A 6,000-nucleotide genomic window follows, 5' to 3' on the forward strand; every position below is an offset into this window, starting at 1 on the left:
GGTTTCGAAGAGTTGAGGAACAGGTCTGCAACTGACATCCTCCCGCCCTAAAGCACATGGCTTTCTCCTCGGTTCTCCGTATTGTGCTCTCCGAGCCGTCGATACACTTGTCGGGCTATGACGAGTCCCGCTCAAGAAGTTCGAAGAACTCGATTGTGACCGCAAGGACGCCGAGGACTAGTGTCGCGATGGCACCGAACTGAAAAAGCGCTTGGAGCGGCGAGGCCGGTACATCGCCGTGTCCATGGTGGTGACCCGCGTGATCATGTCCTTCTATTTCGTCCTGCTCGTCGTCACCCTCTCGTTGATCCTGTGCTTCCTCATCACCCACACCACCGGAATCGATGGTGGTAACGTCGACCCACTGGCTCACGTATGATCCGCCCGGTTCGCCGGTTACTCGGAGTTCCCATTCACCCGCGACGGCGAGCGGTTGGACCGTCGCATAGGAGCCGTCGTCGGTCGCTTCGAGTTCGACCTCGAACTGTGTCCCCTCTGCAGCGTGTGCTAACAGTCGGACCGTTCTATCGGACTCGACAGGACTCCCGTCTTTCAAGAAGGTCACCTCGAACACGACCGGCTCGTCAACGTTGAGAACAAACCTATCATCCCCGGATTCGCGCTCAACCGCGGGGAACGCGACAATCTCCATGGTCACTGGATCGTGCTCGTACTCGATGATCGCCTCGCTCGGCCCTTCAGCAGCCGTGACAACGGCAGCCGTCGGAGCTGAGGTGAGTACCCCCGAGAGGAGCAGGACGGCAACTAAGAGGCCGACCTCAAGTCGCATCGAGTGGGAGATCCATGACACGATTCGTGGCCCGTCACCCGGGAGTCGGTCGAGACCCCCGTCGGTGCTCGCTGCGTGGAGACGCTCAGTGAGTCCAATAGACTGCTCCGGTATGAGCCGTTTGAGTAAGACGAATCGGGTCACCCCGCCGAGCATGAGGGCACCGGCTACGAGAACGAGTTTCGTGACGAGCGTGAACCCATAGACGGTGCCGAACAGGCCATCACCGGTTGGCGCATGCCAGGACGCGAGCGTGAAGCCGCTCGAGACGACAAGGGTGACCCCGATGAGCGCAAGGATCGAAAAACGCCGAATTACGCCCGCAAGCAGATGTCGATCCGATCGCCGAGCCGTCTTGACTACCGGCACTACAGCGAACGCTAACACGGCTAGCCCGCCGATCCAGAGTCCGGCACCAACGATGTGGACAAAATCGATGACCGTCCCGCTCAACCGATCGATCGCCGTCGCCGAGTGGCTGGTCCATGCGATCGTGCCAGCCATACCGAGCCCTCCGAGGAGTGCCCCAACATAGCCGGCAAGGCGACCAATGAGCCCCAGTTTCACTGATGCGACAGACGCTACGAGCAGCACACTGAGTGCGACCTGCGCGAGCCAGACCGCACCGAGTGGTGTCTCCACGAACGCAGATACGGTCCCTACGCCAAGTGAACCGAGTGCGGTGCTCCGCGTGAGCCCGAGTACAACCGCACTCACAACTGTGAGCATTGCGACTCCGGTCAGCAGTCGGAGGGCCCGTTGATCGATCGTCTCCCGAGATGGGCCGTCCATGCGCGAGAAGACCGGACCGGCCGCGAACGCCGCCGTCGATGGGATGCCGATCAGCCCGACAACGCCGATGATCAGCAGCGCCTTCGATCCGGCCTCGAACGGCGGTATCGACTCGTCCTCGTCATCGGAGTCGTATGCCTCTCGCACGGTGTCGCGGTCAAGCGGTTCGTCGCCGACGGCGAAAAAGAACGAGCCAGCGGTTGTATGCCCGTCCTCGGCGAGAACCTCCCAACTGACAGTATACATCCCGTCTTGGTCCTCAGCATCCCCAATCGGGACGCGGACGACCTGGCTGTCAACAGGATCGATCTCCGGCTCCTCCGAGATGACTTCACCGTCCGGATCCTCGATCGAGATGTCAGCAGTTACGACGCCATCACCGGAGAAATACAGCGTGACTTCTTCCGGGAGCGTGTCCACCTGTTCACCGTTTACCGGATCCGTGTCGCTCAGATATGCGTGTGCTGCGACCGGCGTTGCCACGAATCCAATGGCGAGCGTGGTCACAAGGAAGACGAGGAGCAAAGAGATGAGCGCCGACTGGCGAGTGGGCGAAGGACGGTTTGCCGGTGATCGGTTCGATTGCATTACTCACCGGAGTTTGCCGGAGTAGCCGACCCCGGAGTCGCCGACGTACTGAATGGCCTCAACTGATGTACCTACATCGACGAGGTCCACAGTTTGGGTTGTCATGTCCACGATAGCGACCGAGTCGTCGGCGTCCGCTGGCGTAATGAAGTAGTCGCCACCAGAGACGGCCATCCGATTTCGTCCGGTGATCTCCCCTGCGTCAAGCCGGCCGATTTCCTCGAGTTCTTCTACGTCGATGATCGCGATCTCATCGGAGTCAGCGTTCGCGACGAACGCGGTTTCCCCTGTGGGGCCGAAGCGGACAGTCGAGGGGCTACCGTCGATTGCGAGGCTGCCAAGTACGTCACTTTCTTGATCGCTCACATCGACGAGATAGACTTCCCCGTCGACGATGGCGAGTCGGTCACCCTCTGGAGAGAGAAACATCCCGCCAGTAAAGTCAAATTCGTCGACGATGTCTTCGGTCGTGGGGTCGACAACGACTGTCTCGCTGATATACTCGACGTACGCCAACCCATTTTCGGGGCTGTATGCCTTGTAATGGGTTCCACCGACCTCGCCGAACTCGATGAATTCCGTCCGCTCGTACGCCCCGAGGTCGATGACCGGTATTCCGGGGTCATTAACATTTGTCGCATAGCCAATGTCGCCCATCTCCTCGTGATACAGGAGTTTCCCATGGCCTTCCTCTTCGAGACCAGATTCGACGATCTCGCTCACCTCAAGCGCGTCGATATCGATGACGTAGAACGCTCCTTCTGTGTCCGCGTGGACCCAGATCTCATCGTCGACCGGATGGTAAATATGATTGACTCCCGGTCCGACGTCGATCGCTGTTTCGTGCGTACGCGTTTCGGTGTTGATCACGTGAACCTGATCGAGCGACTCTTCGACGATGAATATCCGTTCGAAGTCAGAGGTAATCTGTGGGTCTGCCCACGATTCATCATCGAATTCATCGGTGATTTCATCTACAAGTTCACCATCTGCAGGGTCAAGGATGCAGATCCGATCCGGAGCGAACGCGTAGACGAGTCCATCGCTCCCGACTGCCTCGGGTCCGTCCTCAGTATCGTCGGATATCCCATCGTCGTGGTCTTGCTCATCGCTACCCTCGTCAGTTAAACACCCAGCAAGCCCGGCGGTAAGCACCACGCCGGACCCATAGAGAAAGCGTCGTCGATCGGCGATTCGAGTCATTATACTAATTCAGGGATTATCGTTGTTAATCCATCTGGTGGGTTCATCGAACACACTCGCAACCCGACCGTTCTCACCGCTGTCACCGTGCTTGCGTCATCGATTAACATCGGAATTAAGCACCGAAGCGGTTCACATAGGTGCAAGGAGGAAGCCCACAACTTCAGTCGTAGGTCGATGACAGCTCGCTTGCATCTGAAAATATCTAGGTATATTCGCTGAACGCACCAGAATCACCATTCAAATGTAGCACATAGACATGATACATGAAACGAACTCAGCGATCTGTTAATCGGCGCAACGTCATTGGAGCTGTAGGCACAGGCATGGTCTTTGCGCTCGCTGGCTGTCTTGGAAGCGATGAAGATGGAGGCGATCCCGAAGAGGCTGGCGATGACTCCACAGGCGAACAGACGGCACTCAGCGAACCAACGGACTTCCCTGAGGGCGAGGCATGTGCAGTCTGTAACATGATCACAGAAGAGTATCCGGAGTGGAACGCCCAACTGGTCAAAACGGACGAAACAAGGGTGTATTTCTGTTCTTCAGGATGTATGCTCGCGTACATTACAGACCCAGAACACTTTGGCGGGGAAGATGAAGTAGTCGAGGGTGTGTGGGTAACCGATTACGATACCGGCGAGCTCATCGACGGGATGCAGGCGTACTATGTGCGAGTCAAAGAATCAGGGCACATCGATGACATTATGGGGATGAACCCGACACCTTTCGAGAGTCGGGAGGCCGCAGAGTCACTTATCGACAGGCTGAACGATGAGTACGACGGGGCGTACGACGCTGCTGAGGATGTCATTAGGTTCGATGATTTCGACCGTGACCTCGCGATGCACTATCGGGCAAACTTCTTCGACGGAGATGACGATGACCACGGGCACCATGGTGATGCTGATGCTCCGGAATCGTTTGACCTCGTAGATGGCAATGGAGAAACGATCGACACCTGGGTGCGTGATCACTGGCACACCGCGGTCACAGTGGACGAGAGTGCCTCACGGTCACTATATGCTGAAGCTGTCGAAGCCGACGGTGAGATCATCGACATCGATGGTGAACACTGGGAGTTTGACGCTCGGCTTGCGGACGGTGCCCCTGAGGACGTGATTTCAATTCATAGCCATGGTGACCACGTACATATTGAAGGTGAAACTGAGGGACTGACCGAGGTAATCTTCGAATTCTCTCACCACGGAGAGATTGCGCTCACGACCGAAGCGGACGCGATGGTTGTCGAAGTCGGAGAAGGTGGAGACCACGACCACGGTCACGACGATGACCATGACCACGACCACAGTCACGACGATGACCATGACCATGATCACTAACGTGGGTGCTCGTACTAGTGCCGCTTCAACTGTGAATCGCTAGGTTCATGGGCTACAGAGTCTCTTAGTTGATTGGAGCTGATCAGGCTTGAAGCAGCACTAGCCGAAACACTAGTTGAGCGAGACGAGAGTCGACTCATACCTATATCTCAACGCTTGGAAAACCTCAACCTGCAGCGTGAACTGCCTCGGGGTCAAGCCTCGAGGCACTCGCCTTGCTTATCTGTAGAGATGATATCAACAGGAACGCTCGGCTCGATGCCGATCATTCAAGTAGGCTGTCATCTCCAGTCGCCATATACACCGTTCGCGCGGCGATATTCGTCGCGTGATCGGCGACCTGTTCGAGGTCGTCGATGGTGAGGAGCAACCGGACCGCGTCCTCACGATACGGGTCCAAGTCGGTGGCGTCGGTATCGATATACGTTGCTCCACGGATCAGCTGTCGGCTTGCATGGATCGCCAACTGGTCTATTTGATCGTCACGGGCGATGATCTCACGGCAGGTACCGACATCGACGGCGCCGTATGCGTCCATCACGTCGGCAACCATGGTGCTGCCTTCTTTCGCCATCGAAAGGACATCGGCGGTGGTCTGCGTGTCGGGAAGACCGCCTTCCGTTCGCTTGGCAACGTTGACGGCTATATCGCCGATCCGTTCGAGTTCGGTGTTGATCTTGAACGACGAAACGATGAATCGAAGATCGCCGGCAACCGGCTGCTGCAGGTTCAGCAAGCGGATGCACTTGCGATCGAGTTCGAGATAGTGCTCGTTGATCGCGTCCTCGGTCGTGATCACTTCCCGGGCCGCTTCCTTATCACGGTCCGAGAGGGCCTGTATCGAGCGTTCGAACTGTGTGTGTACGAGTTCTCCCATCTCGATGACCCCTTCACGGAGCGAGTTGAGTTCCTTTTGATAGTTCTTTCGTGCCATAATCCTGTCTCGTGGATCTTCATCAATGGCGTGAGCATCCGGGAGTGTGATCCCGTTGGTCCGACGATCTTCGACCGTCGATGCGACCACTGGGTGGATGGCAGCTGCCTCCGGAGAGGCCGGGTTGCGGGTGTTACACCCAGAAACCGGCTTTTTTGAACATTCTGCGCGTCTCCTTGTCCGCGACTGCGGTGATCAGTCGGTTGGTCCTGACGACACCGACGAGCGTCGAGTCCTCGACGACCGGCAGCGCGGGGAACCCCCGTTCGGAGACGATGTCCGCCGCATCAGTCACTGGTGTATCGGTCGAGAGCGCCTGAATGTCGGTTGTCATGATCTCCTTGACTGCG

At 57.3% G+C, this 6,000-nt stretch carries 5 protein-coding genes; 1 reads left to right on the forward strand and 4 read right to left on the reverse strand.

Annotation, left to right across the window (positions count from 1 at the left end; translation table 11 throughout):
- Window positions 1-115: 115 nt before the first annotated feature.
- Both CHB65_RS15335 and CHB65_RS15340 read right to left on the reverse strand, forming a co-directional pair.
- Window positions 116-2,170, reverse strand: a complete 2,055-nt coding sequence (locus CHB65_RS15335) for a copper resistance CopC/CopD family protein (RefSeq protein ID WP_089385907.1) — start codon at window positions 2,168-2,170, stop codon at window positions 116-118.
- Window positions 2,171-2,173: 3 nt separating this feature from the next.
- The gene (locus tag CHB65_RS15340; protein ID WP_089385908.1) at window positions 2,174-3,373 is read right to left on the reverse strand and encodes a YncE family protein; all 1,200 of its coding nucleotides are present in this window, start codon (window positions 3,371-3,373) and stop codon (window positions 2,174-2,176) included.
- Between the two features lie 326 nt (window positions 3,374-3,699).
- Between CHB65_RS15340 and CHB65_RS15345 the strand changes: the two genes are divergently transcribed.
- On the forward strand, window positions 3,700-4,716 hold the full coding sequence (locus CHB65_RS15345; protein ID WP_218818969.1) for a nitrous oxide reductase accessory protein NosL: 1,017 nt from the start codon (window positions 3,700-3,702) through the stop codon (window positions 4,714-4,716).
- 265 nt (window positions 4,717-4,981) lie between these two features.
- On the opposite strand, the gene phoU is transcribed toward CHB65_RS15345, so the two are convergent.
- Together phoU and CHB65_RS15355 are read right to left on the reverse strand one after the other, a co-directional pair.
- Window positions 4,982-5,650 (reverse strand): phosphate signaling complex protein PhoU, encoded by a 669-nt coding sequence (phoU, locus tag CHB65_RS15350; RefSeq protein WP_089385910.1) that lies wholly within the window; start codon window positions 5,648-5,650, stop codon window positions 4,982-4,984.
- 133 nt (window positions 5,651-5,783) lie between these two features.
- Window positions 5,784-6,000 (reverse strand): CBS domain-containing protein (locus CHB65_RS15355; RefSeq protein WP_143420457.1); only part of this gene is annotated, 217 nt, incomplete at its 5' end.

Origin of the sequence: Halorubrum vacuolatum, from assembly GCF_900188065.1 — an archaeon.
In the GTDB taxonomy this organism is placed as follows: Archaea; Halobacteriota; Halobacteria; order Halobacteriales; family Haloferacaceae; genus Halorubrum; species Halorubrum vacuolatum.